The organism is Pseudomonas frederiksbergensis, from assembly GCF_003732665.1.
Lineage (GTDB): Bacteria > Pseudomonadota > Gammaproteobacteria > Pseudomonadales > Pseudomonadaceae > Aquipseudomonas > Aquipseudomonas frederiksbergensis_G.
Window position 1 is genome coordinate 316,610 of the sequence record NZ_MOBP01000003.1, and the last position, 16,349, is coordinate 332,958.

The 16,349-nt window shown below is 56.8% G+C and carries 19 protein-coding genes and 1 tRNA gene; 9 read left to right on the plus strand and 11 right to left on the minus strand.

All coding sequences use genetic code 11. The annotated features are described in order from the left end of the window. Window positions 1-1,236, plus strand: coding sequence for a c-type cytochrome (locus BK665_RS05600; protein WP_123403639.1), 1,236 nt, complete (start codon window positions 1-3; stop codon window positions 1,234-1,236). Between the two features lies 1 nt (window position 1,237). Continuing rightward, on the plus strand, window positions 1,238-2,209 hold the full coding sequence (locus tag BK665_RS05605) for an XdhC family protein (protein ID WP_123403641.1): 972 nt from the start codon (window positions 1,238-1,240) through the stop codon (window positions 2,207-2,209). Between the two features lie 120 nt (window positions 2,210-2,329). Here the strand turns inward: BK665_RS05605 and BK665_RS05615 are convergent, their stop codons facing one another. Beyond that, complete coding sequence (locus BK665_RS05615) at window positions 2,330-3,229, minus strand: LysR family transcriptional regulator (protein ID WP_123403643.1); 900 nt, start codon at window positions 3,227-3,229, stop codon at window positions 2,330-2,332. 115 nt (window positions 3,230-3,344) lie between these two features. On the opposite strand from BK665_RS05615, the gene BK665_RS05620 reads away from it, so the two are divergent. Next, a complete protein-coding gene (locus BK665_RS05620) occupies window positions 3,345-4,193 on the plus strand; it encodes an oxidoreductase (protein ID WP_123403645.1) in 849 nt (282 codons plus the stop codon). Between the two features lie 189 nt (window positions 4,194-4,382). On the opposite strand, the gene BK665_RS05625 is transcribed toward BK665_RS05620, so the two are convergent. Then, complete coding sequence (locus BK665_RS05625; protein ID WP_123403647.1) at window positions 4,383-5,666, minus strand: NAD(P)/FAD-dependent oxidoreductase; 1,284 nt, start codon at window positions 5,664-5,666, stop codon at window positions 4,383-4,385. 183 nt (window positions 5,667-5,849) lie between these two features. Here BK665_RS05625 and BK665_RS05630 point away from each other — a divergent pair. From BK665_RS05630 to BK665_RS05640, 3 genes are all read left to right on the plus strand, one after another. Then, a tRNA-Val gene (locus tag BK665_RS05630) sits at window positions 5,850-5,926 on the plus strand. A gap of 350 nt (window positions 5,927-6,276) precedes the next feature. Then, window positions 6,277-7,605 (plus strand): pyocin-S2/colicin E7-DNase domain-containing protein, encoded by a 1,329-nt coding sequence (locus tag BK665_RS05635; RefSeq protein ID WP_123403649.1) that lies wholly within the window; start codon window positions 6,277-6,279, stop codon window positions 7,603-7,605. A gap of 8 nt (window positions 7,606-7,613) precedes the next feature. Further along, window positions 7,614-7,889, plus strand: a complete 276-nt coding sequence (locus BK665_RS05640) for a bacteriocin immunity protein (RefSeq protein WP_054048624.1) — start codon at window positions 7,614-7,616, stop codon at window positions 7,887-7,889. Window positions 7,890-8,684: 795 nt separating this feature from the next. Here BK665_RS05640 and BK665_RS05650 read toward each other — a convergent pair. Genes BK665_RS05650 through BK665_RS05655 form a run of 3 tightly spaced genes read right to left on the minus strand, consistent with a single transcriptional unit; the run spans window position 8,685 to window position 9,874 of the window. After that, on the minus strand, window positions 8,685-9,047 hold the full coding sequence (locus BK665_RS05650; protein ID WP_259699575.1) for a hypothetical protein: 363 nt from the start codon (window positions 9,045-9,047) through the stop codon (window positions 8,685-8,687). Beyond that, window positions 9,044-9,598 carry a lysozyme family protein gene (locus tag BK665_RS34205; protein WP_148053193.1) on the minus strand — a complete coding sequence of 185 codons (555 nt, stop codon included), beginning with the start codon at window positions 9,596-9,598 and terminating at the stop codon, window positions 9,044-9,046. Before BK665_RS34205 ends, BK665_RS05650 begins: the two co-directional genes overlap by 4 nt. A 60-nt stretch (window positions 9,599-9,658) precedes the next feature. Next, window positions 9,659-9,874, minus strand: a complete 216-nt coding sequence (locus BK665_RS05655) for a hypothetical protein (RefSeq protein ID WP_123403653.1) — start codon at window positions 9,872-9,874, stop codon at window positions 9,659-9,661. Between the two features lie 615 nt (window positions 9,875-10,489). Between BK665_RS05655 and BK665_RS05660 the strand changes: the two genes are divergently transcribed. Then, window positions 10,490-10,861 carry a DUF6124 family protein gene (locus BK665_RS05660; RefSeq protein ID WP_123403655.1) on the plus strand — a complete coding sequence of 124 codons (372 nt, stop codon included), beginning with the start codon at window positions 10,490-10,492 and terminating at the stop codon, window positions 10,859-10,861. 92 nt (window positions 10,862-10,953) lie between these two features. Here the strand turns inward: BK665_RS05660 and BK665_RS05665 are convergent, their stop codons facing one another. The 5 genes from BK665_RS05665 to BK665_RS05685 form a co-directional block, all read right to left on the minus strand. Further along, window positions 10,954-11,172: a hypothetical protein gene (locus tag BK665_RS05665; RefSeq protein ID WP_123403657.1), complete on the minus strand. Its 219-nt coding sequence runs from the start codon at window positions 11,170-11,172 to the stop codon at window positions 10,954-10,956. A gap of 129 nt (window positions 11,173-11,301) precedes the next feature. Continuing rightward, window positions 11,302-12,705 (minus strand): heavy metal sensor histidine kinase, encoded by a 1,404-nt coding sequence (locus tag BK665_RS05670; protein WP_123403659.1) that lies wholly within the window; start codon window positions 12,703-12,705, stop codon window positions 11,302-11,304. Further along, window positions 12,702-13,373 (minus strand): heavy metal response regulator transcription factor, encoded by a 672-nt coding sequence (locus BK665_RS05675; protein WP_123403661.1) that lies wholly within the window; start codon window positions 13,371-13,373, stop codon window positions 12,702-12,704. Before BK665_RS05675 ends, BK665_RS05670 begins: the two co-directional genes overlap by 4 nt. 100 nt (window positions 13,374-13,473) lie before the next feature. After that, window positions 13,474-13,731, minus strand: coding sequence for a DUF2790 domain-containing protein (locus BK665_RS05680; protein ID WP_123403663.1), 258 nt, complete (start codon window positions 13,729-13,731; stop codon window positions 13,474-13,476). Window positions 13,732-13,864: 133 nt separating this feature from the next. After that, window positions 13,865-14,635, minus strand: a complete 771-nt coding sequence (locus tag BK665_RS05685) for an alpha/beta hydrolase (protein ID WP_123403665.1) — start codon at window positions 14,633-14,635, stop codon at window positions 13,865-13,867. 214 nt (window positions 14,636-14,849) lie between these two features. Between BK665_RS05685 and BK665_RS05690 the strand changes: the two genes are divergently transcribed. Then, window positions 14,850-15,305, plus strand: coding sequence for a DUF2214 family protein (locus tag BK665_RS05690; RefSeq protein WP_123403667.1), 456 nt, complete (start codon window positions 14,850-14,852; stop codon window positions 15,303-15,305). Window positions 15,306-15,491: 186 nt separating this feature from the next. On the opposite strand, the gene csrA is transcribed toward BK665_RS05690, so the two are convergent. Continuing rightward, window positions 15,492-15,683, minus strand: coding sequence for a carbon storage regulator CsrA (gene csrA / locus BK665_RS05695; RefSeq protein ID WP_017337657.1), 192 nt, complete (start codon window positions 15,681-15,683; stop codon window positions 15,492-15,494). Window positions 15,684-15,932: 249 nt separating this feature from the next. Here csrA and BK665_RS05700 point away from each other — a divergent pair, with 249 nt between their 5' ends. Beyond that, window positions 15,933-16,310 (plus strand): SPOR domain-containing protein, encoded by a 378-nt coding sequence (locus BK665_RS05700; RefSeq protein ID WP_123403669.1) that lies wholly within the window; start codon window positions 15,933-15,935, stop codon window positions 16,308-16,310. Window positions 16,311-16,349: the final 39 nt, after the last annotated feature.

Sequence of the window (16,349 nt, forward strand, 5' to 3'; positions counted from 1 at the left end):
ATGAACCGTTTACTTTCCCGCCTGGCATTGGCGGTTGGCCTGGCTGCGCCTGTGTTGCTGGCCCATGCGGATGATCAAGTGAAGCGCGGCGAATACCTCGCCCGCGCCGCCGATTGCATGGCCTGCCACACCGCCCCGGGCGGCGCGCCGTATGCGGGCGGCCTGCCGATTGTTTCGCCGTTCGGCACCATCTACGGCACCAACATCACCCCGAGCAAAGAACACGGCATCGGCCTGTACAACGATGACGAATTCTTCGCCGCGCTCACCGAAGGCAAGCGCCGGGATGGCGCGAACCTGTACCCGGCGATGCCCTACACCTCGTATCACTTGATGCCGCGAGAAGACTCGGACGCGATTCACGCCTACTTGAAAACCGTCGAGCCGATTGAGCGCGCAGCACCGGTCACCAGCCTGAGCTTTCCGTTCAACGTACGACTGGGTTTGATCGGCTGGAACATTCTCTACGGCAAGGACGTGAAACTGGCGCCGACCGAGGGCAAAAGCGAGGAATTCAAGCGCGGCGAGTATATGGTCGAAGTGCTCGGCCACTGCGGCGAATGCCACACGCCACGGGGTTTGCCCGGAGCGATGCAGCAGGACAAACGCCTGACCGGCGGCCTGCTCAACGGCTACCTGGCGCCAAGCCTGCTGGCCACTGATCTGGCCGCACGCGGCTGGAATCACCAGGACTTGAGCACGTTCCTTAAACACGGGATGAGCGCCCAAGGCACGATGTTCAACGAGATGTTCCCGGTGTTCCACAACAGCACCCAAGACCTCAACGACCCGGACCTGGCGGCGATGGCGACGTATCTGCTAGGCGACCCAGCCCCAGCGGCGAAAGTGCTGACTGAAGTGCCGTTGGACAAGATGAGCCCGAGTGCCCAACGCGGTCGCCAGGATTATCTGAACGTTTGCGCCGGTTGCCACGCACCGAACGGCGAGGGCAAACCGCACATCGCCGTGGCCATGCGCGGCAACACCACGTTGCGCCTGGAAGACCCGCGCAACCTGCTGCGGGTGATCGAGGACGGCATCGGCGAGCAGAAATTCGCCGGGTTCGAACGCATGCAACCGATGCCGGGGTTTGCCGACAAACTCAATCACGAGCAATTGACCGATCTGCTGAATTACCTGCGTCAGGGTTGGGGCGGTCAATCTGCTGAGTTGGCGGTGAGTGATGTGCAGAAGCTGCAAGCCGATGCGCCACCGGCCGAGCACAAGGCGCACTGACATGCAGCATCTCGATCTGCAAGTGGTACGCCGGGCGCTGGAATGGTCTGTCGCGGGTCAGCGGGTTTGGCTGTGCACGGTGCTCGCGACTTACGGCTCGGCGCCCCGTGCGCCGGGGTCGTTGCTGGCCGTGAATGTGGACGGACAGTGGATTGGCTCGCTGTCCGGTGGCTGTGTTGAGGAAGATTTCCTTGAACGTGTCGCCGAAGGTTTGTTTGATCAAGCCGTCAGTGTCGTGCGTTACGGCGAAGGCGATGACCCGCGTTCTCGGGTGAGTCTGCCCTGCGGCGGCGTGCTCGATGTGCTGGTGGAGACGCTTGAATCGGATTGCGCGGTTCAGGCGCATCTGCGGGAACTGGAATCGGCGTTGCTCGGGCAGCGTCGGTTGATCCGCGAGGTCGATCTGGCCAGCGGTGCGCGCAGTGTGTTCGCCGACAGCGAGCAAGGTGCGCGCATTGATCGTGAAATCGACCGGGTGCGCGTGCGGATCGGCGCGGCTCAGCGGTTGTTGCTGGCGGGGTATTCCAGCGTTGCCCAGGCCTGTGCGGAATTTGCCGTGGGCCTGGGGTTCGAGGTGATTCTGTGCGATCCACGGGATGAAGTGCTGGACGGTGTGGTGCTGGAAGGCGTCGAGATTCGTCGGCAATTGCCGTCGATGTTTATCGCGGACGGCGGCTGTCACAGCGATACAGCGGTGGTGGCGTTGACCCACGATCCGCGGATTGATGATCTGGCGATGATGGAAGCGGTGCGCACCGAGGCGTTTTATATCGGCGTGATGGGGTCGATGCAGACGTCACAGAAGCGTTTCGAACGGTTGCGCAGGATTGGTGGGTTGGGGGAGGTGGAGTTGGCGCGGATTCATGCGCCGATTGGCCTGAACCTCGGCAGTAAGACCCCGGCGGAAATTGCCTTGGCGGTCCTCGCTGACATCCTGCGAATCCGTAGCGGCATCGCACGGGATCAGCTCTAACCCCATTCCCCCTGTGGGAGCGGGCTTGCTCGCGAAAGCGGTGTGTCATTCAACATACATGTTGAAGGTTCTGACGCTTTCGCGAGCAAGCCCGCTCCCACAGGGGATATGTGTTGTTGGTTAATTGTTCGCTGCCTCACCCTTCAAAAAATCAATAAACGCCCGCAACTTCTTCGGTGTGTTATTGCGCTCAAAGTAATACAGGTAAAGCGTACTGGTCGGCACCCAATCCTCCAGCACCGACACCAGCTCCCCGTTATCGATATGCTGTGCAATCGGTGCATGGGACAAGTATGCAAACCCAAACCCATCCAGCGCTGCGCGCAACAGCAGATCACTGTCATTGGTCGCCAGTCGTCCTTTGACTGCCACTCGTGTGTGCTTGCCGTCCTTCTCGAAATCCCAACGGGGCAGGGCGCCTGACGCGGCGCTGCGATAATTCAGGCATTCATGCTGCAACAAATCCTGCGGCTGCTGCGGAATCGTCCGGCATTCCAAATACTCCGGCGATGCCACCACCACGAAGCGTATGTCCGTCAGAATCGGCACCACCACCATGTCCTGGGCCAGCACATCGTCATAACGAATGCCGGCGTCGAAACCCTGGACGACGATATCGATCAGGCTGTTGTCCACCGCGACTTCGAGATTGATCCCCGGATGCGCCAACAAAAATCTCCGCAGCAACGGTTGCAGGATCAGCCGACTGGCGCTGGAAGGCACGCTCAAACGCAGGGTTCCCGCCACCTCATCACCGGCCGCCGACGCACTGCGCAGTGCCAACCCCAGATCCTCCATCAACGGCGCGATCTTGCTGATCAACTGTTCACCCGCTTCGGTCACGTTGACGCTGCGAGTAGTCCGGTTCAGCAGCCTCAGGCCCAACTGTTTCTCCAGCTCGCGTACGGCATGGCTGACCGTGGACACCGACAATCCCGTGGCATCGGCGGCGCTGGTGAAACTCTTGGCATGGGCAACCTGCATAAACAGCCGCAGTTGCTGGAAATCCGGCTCTTTCATTGTGTGGTTTTTCCGAAAAGGTCTTGCAGATTATGGCTATTTTTCGCAAAGCCGAGCGTGTCCATACTCAGGTCCATGGCTCGCACTGGCGGGCAGCTACCTGAGGAAGATCCGCATGACTGCATCGACTACAAAACCGGTCTGGTTCATCACCGGTTGCTCAACAGGTTTCGGCCGTCAACTGGCCTTGCACACCCTAAGCCTCGGCTACCCGACCGTGGTCACGGCACGTAACCCGGCACAGGTCGAAGACATCGTCAAAGGTCACGAAGACATCGCACTGGTGTTGAAACTGGACGTGACCGACCCGGCGCAGATCGATGCGGCCGTGGAAGCCGCTCAAGCGCGCTTCGGCCGTATCGACGTGTTGGTGAACAACGCGGGGATTGGCTACTTCGGCTCGTTCGAAGAAAGCGATCTTGAGCAAGCGCGCAACATGATGGAAATCAACGTCTGGGGCCTCGTGCAGATGACCCGGGCCGTGTTGCCAGGCATGCGCCAGCAGCGTAGCGGCTCGGTGGTGAACATCTCGTCCGTCGGCGGGATCGTCGCGTTCCCGGCAGTGAGTTTCTACCACGCCACCAAGTTTGCCGTGGAAGGTATTTCCGAATCCCTGTCCCAGGAAGTCGGGCCTCTGGGCATCAAAGTGCTGATCGTCGAACCTAGCGGATTCCGCACCGATTGGGCCGGGCGCTCGGCCAACGAGGCGAGCCGGACCATCAGTGATTACGACGAAACGGCGGGCAAACGCATGGACATGATCCGGGGCTACAACGGCAAACAGCCCGGTGATCCGGTACGTGCGGCGGTGGCCATCGTCAATGCAGTCGAAGCCGAGAACCCGCCATTGCGGCTGCTGCTGGGCAAAGCGGCCCTGGCCGGTGGCCGCGGCAAAATCGAAGCCCTGCGCAAAGACTTCGAAGGCTGGGCGGACGTCAGCGAAGGCGCAGACTTCCCAAGCTGACACCGGTGTTCTACCTGTGGGAGCGAGCCTGCTCGCGAAGACGGTGTATCAGCCAACATCAATATCGATTGACACACCCCCTGTAGGAGCAAAGCTTGCTCGCGAAAACGGCGTATCAGGCAACATCAATGTCGCCTGACACACCGCCTTCGCGAGCAAGCTCAGCTCCTACAGGTGTCGCGGTGTGGCTTAGTACCCGAATTTATCCCGCAACCCGTAATACCAAGCCCCCAACGCCGCAAACGGCGTGCGCAACAATTGCCCGCCCGGAAACGGGTAATGCGGCAAATCCGCAAACGCATCAAACCGCTCAGCCTGCCCGCGCAACGCTTCGGCCAACACCTTGCCCGCCAAATGCGTGTACGTCACACCATGCCCGCTGCAGCCCTGGGAGTAATAAATGTTATCCCCCAGCCGCCCGACCTGCGGAAGACGCGACAACGTCAGCAGGAAATTTCCGGTCCAGGCGTAATCAATCTTCACGTCCTTCAACTGCGGAAACGCCTTGAGCATCTTCGGCCGAATAATCGCCTCGATATTCGCCGGGTCTCGCGCGCCATACACCACACCACCGCCGAAGACCAAACGCTTATCCCCGGTCAGCCGGTAGTAATCGAGCAAGTAATTGCAGTCCTCGACGCAGTAATCCTGCGGCAACAGACTCTTGGCCAACGCATCGCCCAACGGTTCAGTGGTAATCACCTGAGTCCCGCACGGCATCGACTTCGCCGCCAGCTCCGGCACCAGATTACCGAGATAAGCATTGCCCGCCACGATGATGAACTTTGCCCGAACCTTACCCTGTGGCGTATGCACCACCGGATTCGCCCCGCGCTCAATGCGCACCGCCGGCGACTGCTCATAAATAGTGCCGCCCAACGACTCCACGGCCGCCGCTTCACCCAGCGCCAGGTTCAACGGATGAATATGCCCGCCACTCATGTCGAGCATGCCGCCGACATACTGATCGCACGCCACCACATCACGAATGCGCTGCTGATCCAGCAACTCAAGCTGCGTATGACCAAAGCGCTCCCACAACCGCTTCTGCGATTCCAGATGCCCCATCTGCTTGGCGGTGATGGCCGCGAACACACCACCGTCCTTCAAATCGCACTGGATATTATATTTGGCGACCCGCTCACGAATAATCCGCCCACCCTCAAACGCCATGTGCCCGAGCAACTGAGCTTGCTTGGGCCCGACACTGCGCTCGATCACATCAATGTCACGGCTATAACTGTTAACGATCTGCCCGCCATTACGCCCCGACGCCCCAAACCCCACCTTGGCCGCCTCCAGCACCGTGACCTTAAAACCGTTCTCCAGCAAAAACAGGGCAGAGGACAGACCGGTGTAACCGGCGCCAATCACACAGACATCAGCCTCAACGTCACCCTGCAAAACCGGACGCGGCGGAACCGCATTCGCCGATGCAGCGTAATAGGACTCTGGGTAGGGGGTGTTCGCCATCCTGCAGCCTCTGTTTAATATATTTTACGAGTCTGCCGATCCTACCCGAGTTAAAAAACCGCCGCCAGCCACCGGAAAATCTCCGTCGCAGCCGCGAAATTAAATATTTTGCATATTCATAGGGTTAGCTCGAAAAAAGGTGTTGACACCCCTTCGGAATTCCGTAGAATGCCGCCTCACAGCAGGCACGTAGCTCAGTTGGTTAGAGCACCACCTTGACATGGTGGGGGTCGTTGGTTCGAGTCCAATCGCGCCTACCAAACAAAATCCGCTCTGCTGGGCGGTCTAGAAGGGCTCACCGAAAGGTGGGCCCTTTTTTGTTGTTCACATTTTTCATGCGTTGATCATTAACCCGGAGCGACGTTCGCGTTTCGGTGATGCTATCAAGCAGAATTCGATTTCTATAGTGTTGAAGTGCGCGGCCATTTGCCATTATTCAATGCCCGGCTCCAACCCGATATCCTCCGCACCCAGCAAATGACACGGAACACAGGGAATTATCAGTACGGCTTTTGGGATTTGTCCTGCAGCCGGCGCTTGAACTTTCCGGAAACGTCATTCTGCCCCAGCCTCCGGCTGGAATTCCCCAAGGACGAACAAGGAAGCTCATGTGAGCGGATACGTACCAAACCCGCCGAAGGGCTACCGCAACAGCGGTGTAGAACCTGCTGATATCCATGCCCAACGTTGGGCGGAATACAACGACCTCACACCGAAAGAAGACACCAAACCCAACGCCGTTGGCTGTGTGTTCGCAAAGAGCTGCGACCTTCCTGACGGTGTGATCGACCACAAGAAACCAGCCGGGTTTATCCCTGTCGAGAAGGTGGCCAACTATGGCGAAATTGCCATTCTTGGTGGTCGTGAAACGGATGCAGACGGGAACATCCCCCTCAAGAAAATCAGCGGTAGTGCGCTACCCACTGCAATTGGAACACTCGTGTTGGGCGGAGCTGCCGTTGCGGCCAGTACGTCCTGTGGTGGCCTCTGCACTGCTGGCGCTGCTGGTGTTGCAACCGAGACTGCTGCTGTAACAGGAGCCGGGGCCGGAACTGGTGTTGTGACTGCTGGCGTAGTTGCCGGGTTCTTGGGAGGAATGGTTGCGATGTTGTGGTCATCGAGCTTGGGCGATAGCTCCTTATATACAGAGGATCAACTTCGCTCACTCAAGCAAGCTCGAACGCGTGTCCGTCTGCACATTGAACAACAGGCCGATGGCACCCTAAAGGGATACGGGTACAACACCCAGAAGCGCGGCGAATGGGAAATGATTCCCGTAGTGGGGTTCGTAGTTCAGGACGCCAAGCAAGTGGCGGACTTAGGCGATGGCGTGACATTGATTTGGACGCCAGCCGTTGACCCATCCAGCACGTCTGGGATTCCACCGCTAGAAGGTGCGCCACAAGCTCCACAGATTTGGATTTATCCGCCCACCGAACAAGCGGATAACATCATTGTCAACCCGATCTATCCACCAGAGTATAAGGACTTCATCCTTGTGTTCCCGGCTGGCTCTGGTGTGCCGCCGCTGTACATCGTGATGAATGTTCGCAAGACCCCCGGCACTGTTACAGGTCAGGGTGAAGATGTTATCGGTATCTGGCTTATCGGGGCGAGTTCGGGAGTAGGTGTTCCAATCCCTAAAGAAGTGGCGGATGCACTGAGAGGGCGAGATTTCAAAAGCTTCGATAAATTCAGATCCGCACTTTGGGAAGCAGTTTCAGAATCGGCTGCGGCTGATCAGTTCATCAAGCAGAACGTCAGCCGTATGCGCACAGGCAGAGCCCCAAGGGTAAGAGAAGCCGACAGCGTGGGAGGAAGACTGTCCTATGAGCTACACCATCTCGAAAAAGTATCAGAGGGTGGTGGCGTCTACGACGTTGATAACCTGCGGGTTAACACGCCAAGAAACCACATTGATCTCCATCGGAACGAATAGGCCAACATATGACAGACACATTGCTAAAAAACAGCTTCTCTGAGTACACCGAAGCGGAGTTCATCGGGCTGCTAGAAGAACTCGCGAAGGAAGACGAGGAAGCCGAGAACGATGATCGTGCAGACCTACTTCTTCTGCATTTCAAAAAGATCAGCCAGCATCCAGCGGGGTCAGATTTGATCTACTATCCGGAACCCGGAGCAGATAACTCCCCCGAGGGCGTGACGCAGATTGTGAAGGCGTGGCGTGCTGACCAGGGCTTACCGGGTTTTAAAGGCGAGTAAACAACTCTATGCACCTGGAAAAAAACGGGACAGAAAAAAACGGGACAGATTTATTTTCATTGCACACGCCTGCCAACGAGCGGTAAACAAGACTGTTGAACTGTTGCCGCACAGTCGGGTGCCATCGCGTAACCTCCAATGGAATGGTCAGATGCTACAATCGTTTCTATCGCCCAGCGCAGGGAAGTACAAGTGTGCTTGAGATATTGATCGAAGTAATTTTTCGCGCAATTTGCTTTCCTATTGGTTGGCCCATAATGAGGCTTATCACTCTAGGTAAATATCCTTCGAATGGCTCTTGGTTTGCCAATACACCGGAGTCCGAATGGACTTCCGCGGTAGGGCTTGCCGTCCTGGTGATCGCAATAATGGCAGCAATGAACCAGTTCATTTTCGGTAGCACACCGACAGCACCGTTCGCTACGTTTGCGGCCCACTGCAATATTTCAGGGATGTATCTATGCAAGCTGTTAACCCTGCCGAACCTTCGGTGGCGTTTCTACTGGGGGGAAGAAAGGGGACAGATTTATTTTCGATGGCGCGGTGGCGGATCTATTTTTCATAGGAGCCAAAAAATAAATCTGTCACCTTTTCTGCGAGTAAAAGCTGCTTTGTGTATTTGAAAAAATGGACGGAAAAAAGGGGATAGATTTATTTTTGAATCTGGCGCCTCACTCATAATGCTGACCCGGACATCACCCCAGGCCAGAAGGTGGGCATATCTATTTTTCATAAATCCACCCTCAAATAAATTCGTTACCTTCTGACGTTCAGTCAGTATCAGCCGTCGCTAGTTTATTCGCTGTCCTGATGCTCTTGCTCCGGCTCGGGACACTCAAAATTCCACGAGTAGATTTTCATATCTTTTACTTCTTCGCCTATAGTTGCTACGCCGAGGCAGATTTCATTTTTTTTGTAATTTAAGTCGCAGTATTGAATGCCCACGGTGCAAGACTCAAATTCAATGAAGCCTTTTCTCATATAGATTTTCTCAACACCAGGTTCTCCTGAGTAGGTTGGGTTTGGTTTCCAGCCGTCTTTAATTAAAGCTTTTCTAGCTTTTAAGAACGACATGCCTTCTCTTATTGGCACATCTGTTGCGTTTGCAAAAAAGCTAACGCTGAATAATAAACAGATAAGTATTTTAAGTGGTTTCATTTCACAGTACCGCCATAGCCCTTATAGATATTAATAACTTCGTCGTATTCAGTGTACGGCTGTCCTGATGGTTTGCCTTTTAAAGGCCGATTTGCCATTCCTGGCCCCATCGGTAAAGCCTCCCATTTCCTGCAGGCTTTTCCTATTGTGGTTTTCAAGTCTCCGCTTATCAGTGGCTCGATTGCACTCACTGTGCGCAGAAGTTCAACCGCAATTAAATCCTGTGTTCCGGGGCTGAAGTCAGAGAGTCCCATGGCGTCAATGGAAGACTCCGACCATGCGGCTTTCGTAATTTGATACCTACCTGATGCCGTAGTTAAGCCGCCATGACCCGCACCGGGGTGGGTAGACTCATCACTAAATGTCCACTTTCCAGTCTTAAAGCCTGGTGCCCATCCAAAACCAAATTTTGCGTGGTAATCGCCGCCTTCAATTTGCGCAAGGGTATCCAAAAAAGCCTTCACGTTCTTATTCTTCAAATACTCGGCGTTCTCCGCCCGTCTTTTCTGTTGCTTAGCTGAAACCACAATGTCTTTTGGAGAAGTGACCAAAAAGGTGACGGACCTATTTAAAGGTTAACCTCTTAAATAGGTCCGTCACCTTTTTGTTGGCTAAGCAAGTACGAACTGCTTCATCGCTGCCATCATCGCGATGACCAAAACGGCTAGCCCAATCGCAGACGTCCATTGGGCTGAAGGGCTTTCCGAAAACCAGGAGCCTTTAGCGGGGTACTTTCCCAGGGTGAAGGCCTTCATCAAAGGCCAGCCGATAGGGAAGCAAATCGCCTGGAAAACAAAGTCAGCCAGTACACCTAATAGTTCACTCAAAGGCCAGATCCCGCCGAATTACCAGTCCTTAAAGCTTAATCATGCTGCTCTAGTCTGGCGATGACAAGGGGAGTCGAGGGGCAAACGATACCGAACAATCTGCTCGCATATCAGTTGATATCTGGTGAAATCACGCAAAGTGACTTGGCTGAACGCTTACGCACTGCTGGAGCCGACCTGAAAGGCGGATACGAATCGTAAGGCAAAGGCATTCAGTGGGGGTATCTTGAGTTCCAACGACTGCCAAGTTTAGGCGTGTTTAATTATTTCGAGCCGCATGTTTAAGGACACTCAGTGTTACGTCATAAGAGGCTACAAACCCTTGCGCCATTACCTACACGTACGCCAGAATCCGCCGGCTTGTGCGCCTTGGGCCCGGGATCTATCGTTGACCTGCCACTGCTCATCAGTGGTCGGGTTTAGTAGCTCGGTTTCCTAGCGGGTGCATACGCACCTATCAATCAGGCGTTTATTTGCCTGCACTTGATGGTGGCTGTGCGCAGGGCGCTCTCGGGCGCGCCGGATTGCTAGGTCCCCGGTCTACTAACCTGCAAACAGCCGCCACCCTTCTGTTTAGTAGCTAAAGAGTTGCGGCCTCATTTGAGGACCTAGTTCATGTTCAAGGTAACGCCGAATCCCCCACACACCAATCCAGTCCCCTACGACTCCTCTCTAGATCTTGACCCCAAGAAAATGAAAGAGGCAGCCGACCGCGCACTCAACTTTTACCTCAACCCCGGGGCACTGAAAGAGCCGATACCGCCCCGCAACTCCAGCAGCGACACCTTCATCATCAACCCAGCGGTGAATGACGAAACGTTGCTCGTCCAGTCTTGCGAATCGTTGGCGTCTGCTACCGAAATGGCGAGTGAGATCGCCAGCACGATGGACGGCCCACAGCGCAGGAAGATGCTGATGCTGCAGCAGGTGATCAGGTTGGGTGAGTTGGCGGTGAATCGGGTACTGGATAACCACAAGCCTGGGTAGTCGCCAGGCACTGTAACGAGGGGATTGCCCCCTCGTTACACTTGTTGCATGAAGCAACATCGGACCTGCGTGGCAGGTCCGGCCAACGAGTGTCAGCCTTGTTTGGCGTTCAACTTTTTCAGTTCTTCATAGGTCGCCGATTGTACGAACCAGAAGCCGGAGACGATGCACCAGGTCAGGGTGCCGGTGATGAAAACGCCTACACCGGACCAGAAACCCTGAATAGAGAACATGACTATGGCGGCGATCCAGATGACGGCCAGCGCGACATACAGAACTACGTTGTTTACGCCAATTACGAACTCTTTCACGTCTATTCCCTTTTAAATGATTGTCCTCTGACCCCTCACGCAAGGGTCAGTGGGCGGCATGATAGGGAGATAGGTGGCTGTTCGCCAGTTATGTCACGGCCTGTTACTCAAATAGACCCATAAGTCTAATCATCCTTCCAACACCCGCCCCGGAAAGAACAACTCAAAACACGTCACCCCATCCTCACTGGTGACGCCATATCGTCCGTTATGCAACTGCATGATCGTCGCCACAATCGACAACCCCAATCCGTTCGATTGCGCCGACCGTTCCCGCGACTCATCCACCCGGTAAAACCGATCAAACAGTTTCGGTAGATGCGCCGCATCAATGGTCGCGCCGTGGTTGCGCACCCGCAGGCTGATGCCGTCGGGGGAGGGCGTTGCGCTTACTTCAAGTTCCGAATCCGGCGCACCGTATTTGACGGCATTGGCGCACAGGTTCGCCAATGCCCGGCGCAGTAACATGGGCTCGGCCCAGATCACGCCACTGCCGTGGGCCTTGATGCTGATGCCGACGTCCGCCGCCAGTCCTTCGAAGTAGTCGGCCATGCGTTCCATTTCTTCTGCAGCATCCAATTCCTGGCGTTGACGCAGGGCGCTGGCGGGGTCGGTTCGGGCGAGGAACAGCATGTTGTCGAGCATGCGCGCCAGGCGTTCGAGTTCTTCGACGTTGGAGGCGAGCAGTTGTTGGTAGGCTTCGACGCTGCGGTTTTGCTGGAGGGCGACTTGGGTTTCGCCGAGCAGGTTGTTGATAGGGGTGCGCAGTTCGTGGGCCATGTCGGTAGAGACTTGGCCGAGTTGGACGAAGCCTTTGGCGAGGCGGTCGAGTACGCCGTTGAAGGCGTCGATCATCGGCAGCACTTCCAGTGGCGCGCCGTGGTTGTCGAGGCGTTCGGTGAGGTTGCCGACGCCGATGCCATGGGCGTGTTTGGCCAGGTGCCGCAGGGGCAGCAGCCCGCGATAAAGCAGCAGGTAGCCGCAGAGTGCGAGTAACAGGGCCGCGACGCCGGCCAAGAGGTAAACGCGCAGTCGGTAGTTGGCGAGCACGCTGGTGCGCTCGGTCATCAACCGCCCGGCGACGACTTGCAGGCTGCCCAGGTCGCCCGAGTCGATGGTCGCCGCCAGTGCCGCGAAGGGCACGCCGTCCACGCCGGAAAAGTGCTGCACGTCGGCCAGGACCAGTGGGTGGTCCATCGTCACGGGCGACAGGTTCGGCAGGTCGAGGTTGCCGGGATTGACCACCAGTAACGGTTTTTTGCCGGCCGCACCGATCACCAGCACCGATTCGCGGTTGCCGAGCATGTTCTGGAACAACGCGGGTTTGCTTTTGATCAGGTCGAGGGTGTTGCTGTCATTCAGAAAAGTGCGCAGTTGATCGACCCGTGTTATCAGCGCGGCATCGTCCCGGCGGATCAACTCGCGTTCCAGTTCGCGATACAAACACACGCCCAGGGTGATGACCGAGACAAACGCCAGCAAGGCAAACAACAGTGCCAGGCGCAGGGTCAGGGAATGCGGTCGACCGTTCATGGCTGCGTATCAAAGCGGTAGCCGATGCCACGGACGCTGTGGATCAACTTGAGCTGGAACGGGTCGTCGACTTTCAGGCGTAAGCGCCGAACCGCGACGTCCACCACATTGGTGTCGCTGTCGAAGTTCATGTCCCACACCCGCGAGGCAATCAGCGAGCGCGACAGCACTTGGCCCTGATGAGTTGCGAACAAGTGCAGCAGGGCGAATTCTTTATTGGTCAGGGTGATCCGCACGCCGTCGCGGGTGACGCGGCGTTTGAGCACGTCGATTTGCAGATCGGCCACTTGTAGCTGCTCTTCTTCCCGGGATGGGCCGCGGCGGGTCAGGGTGCGCAGGCGCGCCACCAGTTCGGCGAAGGAGAACGGTTTGATCAGGTAATCGTCGGCGCCCAATTCGAGGCCTTTGATGCGGTCGGCGATGTCGTCGCGGGCGCTGAGGAACAGCACCGGGGTATCGGCTTCTTTGCGCAAGCGCCGCAGCACTTCCCAGCCGTCCATTTTCGGCATCATCACATCGAGCACGATGACGTCGAACGAGGTTTCCAGGGCCAGGTGCAGGCCATCCACGCCATCGCGGGCCAGGCTGACCGAGTAACCGAGTTCCTGCAAACCGTTGAGCAGGTAGTTGCCTGCCTTGGGCTCGTCTTCAACGACTAGGATGTTCATGGTCGGTTTCCGTAAGAAGTCATGGCGCCGTGGTGGGCGTGAGCCAGTGTAGCCCGATCATCTGCGTATGACGCGGGCCACACATCGTTGGCGCGCACTCTCAATTGTCATTGGTGCAGCCGGAGCCTTCGACCTGGTAATCGAGCACGTGCTCCTGGCCGTTGTGGTCCAGGTAGTCCAGGCGCGCAGGAATAATGCCGCACTGTTGTGAGATGTCGGTAGTGGACAGGACTTTGGCGACGTCCATGTGTACAAAGAAACCGGTCTTGTCGTGAATCACTGCGGTCTGTGGCTGGGTATCGGCAAAGGCCGAACCGGTGGCGAGGAGGGCGGCGAAACCAAGGATTAACATTTTCATGATGTGTCTCTCTCTAATCTGGATGACGGTGGCTGCCGGTTGAGTGCCTGGGCAGTGAGCTCAGGTTAACGAGGTGATCCGAACAGCCGACCAACAGTTGAATGACAAAGTTGTAATGCAATTCGCCCCGGGATTACGGCTGGCGGCCGGAGGCTTCGAGGATCAGGTCGGCGATTTCTTTCGAGTGGGACACCAGCGACAAATGGCTCGACGGCAGCTCGATGGTGGTTGCGCCCATGCGTTTGGCGAGGAAGCGCTCAAGATCCGGGTTGATGGTCTGATCCAGGCTGGAGACTGCGTACCACGACGGTTTGCTGTGCCAGGCGGCAGCGGTGGTTCGCTCGCCAAACAGGGTTTTGGCGATCGGTTGTTGCACGGCGAACAGGGCCATGGCCTTGTCGTGGGGAACATCGCTGGCGAAGTACTTAAGGAAGGCGTCCTGTTTCAAGCTGACGTAGCCGTCGTGCTCCTCGGTGCCAGCGCGCACGGGCATGGTTGGGTATTTGCCAGAGAGGGCGACGAAATCTTCGCCGGCGTCCGGGGCGCGGGCGGCGACGTAGACCAGGGCGCTGACTTTCGGATCGACACCGGCTTCACTGACCACGGTGCCGGCGTAGGAATGGCCGACCAGCACTGTAGGACCGTCCTGTTGATCGAGTACGCGTTGGGTGGCGGCGACGTCATTGGCCACGGAGGTCAGCGGATTCTGTACGGCGGTGACGTGCAGTCCGGCAGCCTGCAACCGCGTGATCACCTCGGACCAGCTCGAACCATCAGCCCAGGAACCGTGCACCAGCACGACGTTATTGGCCTTCACGGTTGCCACGTTGGCGGCCATGGCGGAACCGGTGCCAAGCATCAGCAGGCTGGCGGCGATCAGGCAAAGTTTGTTCATTGGTTTCATGGTGTCGACCCTTCTCTTCATCGGTGGGAGGCGAGCCGCCCGGTTGGGTGGCTGACGACGACACTGTATGAATCGAGGGCGCGACCTACGCTGACAACTCAATGACAAAGTTGTAATGCGTTACGGCGCGGCAGGGGTTTGATGGCAGGCAGGTTTCCTGGTTTTGGACTACTACTGACAGGCCTTTTTCCTTTTCCCTGTCAGGAGCTTTCCTATGTTGTCTCACTGGTTTCTTGCGGCGATCCATCTCTTGGCATTTGCCATGGGCCTCTGGGGTGTGCTGACTCGCGGCGCGGCGTTAAGCCGTTTAGCCGCCGGCACGGCGCAGGTTCGTAGCGTGCTGGTCGCGGATAACGTGTGGGGGATTTGCGCTGGGATTTTGCTGGTCACGGGTTTGCTGCGAGCTTTTGGCGGCTACGAAAAAGGCACCGACTATTACCTTCACCAGCCACTGTTCCATCTGAAGATGACGCTGTTCGTAATCATCTTGCTGCTGGAGTTGGCACCGATGATTACCTTGATCAAATGGCGGATCGCACTGGGACGCGGCGCTTCGATTGATATGGGGCGGGCGAAACTGTTCGCGCGGATCAGCCATCTTGAAGCGCTGCTGCTGATGCTGATGGTGATTGCCGCCACTGGCATGGCGCGGGGCGTGACCTTCGGTTAACGATGTCCCGATTCCTCGGCATTAAAGCGAATGGTCTGACAGCCAAGGCGTCGCCGAAGCCGTTAGTATCGGCTTCACGTCACGAGGGGGATGAGCGGTGGGGCAGGATGGGCGAAACGATGTGCATGAATCTTTAGCCAGCCATTGCGCTGAAGCGAACGGGCTGGCTACTGACTGCAGCAGGATTCAGGGTTGTGGCTTGTCTGGAGCGGTCAGCCCAGCCTGAATGCGCTGATAGATTTCTTCGCGATGCACGGCAACGTCTTTCGGAGCGTTGATGCCGATCCTGACTTGCTGGCCGCTAACGCCCAGAATGGTGATAGTGATGTCATCACCGATGTTTATGCTTTCACCGACTTTGCGGGTGAGTATCAGCATGGTCTTCTCCTTGATTGCTTTGTAGGGCACCTGATTCAGACAGTGCAGAGGTCGGTGTAGTTATAGATTAGTGCGAAGTCTCACGGTTTGGGTGCCTCTTTCTGACGCGCAGATGCTGCATTAATTCCCAAGGCGTAACTATACAGAGGCCGCAACCATGATTCTCGTTGTTTTATGCCCATTTTGCGGCCCTCGAGAAGTATTCATGAATGCTAAAATCCGCGCTTTCGGCATTCAGAGGGAAACGTTGTGCGCAAAATGGCCTTGGTAATCGCAGTATTGGCGTTGGCGGGATGTGGTGAAGGCAAGGATGCGAGCGCTCAAAAAACGCCATCCGCGACTGTTTCCGCACCGGTAAAAGCGCCTGCACCGGCAACGGGTCCGCAGTGGGATCTGGAAGTGCGCGGTGAAACGACCCAGGCAGTCAGCGACCTGAGCGGCTGGTTGATCGAGCATAGCTTCGTTTCCAACGTGGTCCGGGAAAACGGCAAGGACCGCATCCTGCTTGGGCCATTCGCCTCGAAAGCCGAGGCCGAAGCCCGGCAGGCTGACTTGAACGCGGCCCTGACCCGGGCGAAAAAGATGAACATCGAATCACTGATCATCGAGCGTCCGGTGGCTCAGTAATCGCGTATTTGTTCAGGCGCCGTTCAGCGGGGAATCCTA

Coding starts and splice junctions, on each gene's coding strand:
- BK665_RS05600 (WP_123403639.1), top strand. CDS start 1: ATGAACCGTTTACTTTCCCGCCTGGCATTGGCGGTTGGCCTGGCTGCG.
- BK665_RS05605 (WP_123403641.1), top strand. CDS start 1,238: ATGCAGCATCTCGATCTGCAAGTGGTACGCCGGGCGCTGGAATGGTCT.
- BK665_RS05615 (WP_123403643.1), bottom strand. CDS start 3,229: ATGAAAGAGCCGGATTTCCAGCAACTGCGGCTGTTTATGCAGGTTGCC.
- BK665_RS05620 (WP_123403645.1), top strand. CDS start 3,345: ATGACTGCATCGACTACAAAACCGGTCTGGTTCATCACCGGTTGCTCA.
- BK665_RS05625 (WP_123403647.1), bottom strand. CDS start 5,666: ATGGCGAACACCCCCTACCCAGAGTCCTATTACGCTGCATCGGCGAAT.
- BK665_RS05640 (WP_054048624.1), top strand. CDS start 7,614: ATGACAGACACATTGCTAAAAAACAGCTTCTCTGAGTACACCGAAGCG.
- BK665_RS05650 (WP_259699575.1), bottom strand. CDS start 9,047: ATGAAACCACTTAAAATACTTATCTGTTTATTATTCAGCGTTAGCTTT.
- BK665_RS05660 (WP_123403655.1), top strand. CDS start 10,490: ATGTTCAAGGTAACGCCGAATCCCCCACACACCAATCCAGTCCCCTAC.
- BK665_RS05670 (WP_123403659.1), bottom strand. CDS start 12,705: ATGAACGGTCGACCGCATTCCCTGACCCTGCGCCTGGCACTGTTGTTT.
- BK665_RS05675 (WP_123403661.1), bottom strand. CDS start 13,373: ATGAACATCCTAGTCGTTGAAGACGAGCCCAAGGCAGGCAACTACCTG.
- BK665_RS05680 (WP_123403663.1), bottom strand. CDS start 13,731: ATGAAAATGTTAATCCTTGGTTTCGCCGCCCTCCTCGCCACCGGTTCG.
- BK665_RS05685 (WP_123403665.1), bottom strand. CDS start 14,635: ATGAAACCAATGAACAAACTTTGCCTGATCGCCGCCAGCCTGCTGATG.
- BK665_RS05690 (WP_123403667.1), top strand. CDS start 14,850: ATGTTGTCTCACTGGTTTCTTGCGGCGATCCATCTCTTGGCATTTGCC.
- csrA (WP_017337657.1), bottom strand. CDS start 15,683: ATGCTGATACTCACCCGCAAAGTCGGTGAAAGCATAAACATCGGTGAT.